General features: G+C 55.8%; 1 protein-coding gene. It reads left to right on the top strand.

What is annotated here, in order from left to right:
* The coding region (locus NK987_RS21390) for an RES family NAD+ phosphorylase (protein WP_259265507.1) at positions 1-509 on the top strand (509 nt) is incomplete at both ends.

The raw sequence follows: 509 nt of genomic DNA, 5'->3' as shown, positions 1-509 counted from the left end.
GTCTCGATTCCATGTGGACAAATTTTGTGACCTCCCTGAAAACAGAGTCCCGCTTCATCAACAACGCCGTGAACTTCACCCTGGACGGGATATTCCAGGGGGTGGAGACAATGCGCGCCAGCGGGAAGGAGCCGGTGATCATGGTGGACGGTCCCGGTACAGCAATTCCGTCCCTATACCGTGCCCGCTGGAGTCGTAATCCTGCTGAACTGGACCGAATGTTGGTTACGCCGGACAAAGAGTTAGGTCCGCCACCTCCTCAGTTCAGTGGTTCCAACCGTATGAACGCCAGAGGCATTTCGGTTTTCTATGGCGCCAGCTCAGTGGATACGGCCATTTCAGAAATACGCCCTCCGGTTGGCTGTAATGTGGTCTGTGCGAAGTTCAGCCTTATTCGCCCGCTCCGGCTGCTGAACCTGCCAGCGCTTGAAAGTGTTCTGGAGAGCGGAAGCCTGCTCGACCCGGAGTATATAAAAAGGCGTGAACAGGCTGCGTTCCTCTCCACGCTT

This window comes from Aquiflexum gelatinilyticum (assembly GCF_024813435.1).
Taxonomy (GTDB): Bacteria; Bacteroidota; Bacteroidia; order Cytophagales; family Cyclobacteriaceae; genus Cognataquiflexum; species Cognataquiflexum gelatinilyticum.
This window is presented reverse-complemented; position numbering and strand designations above follow the sequence as displayed.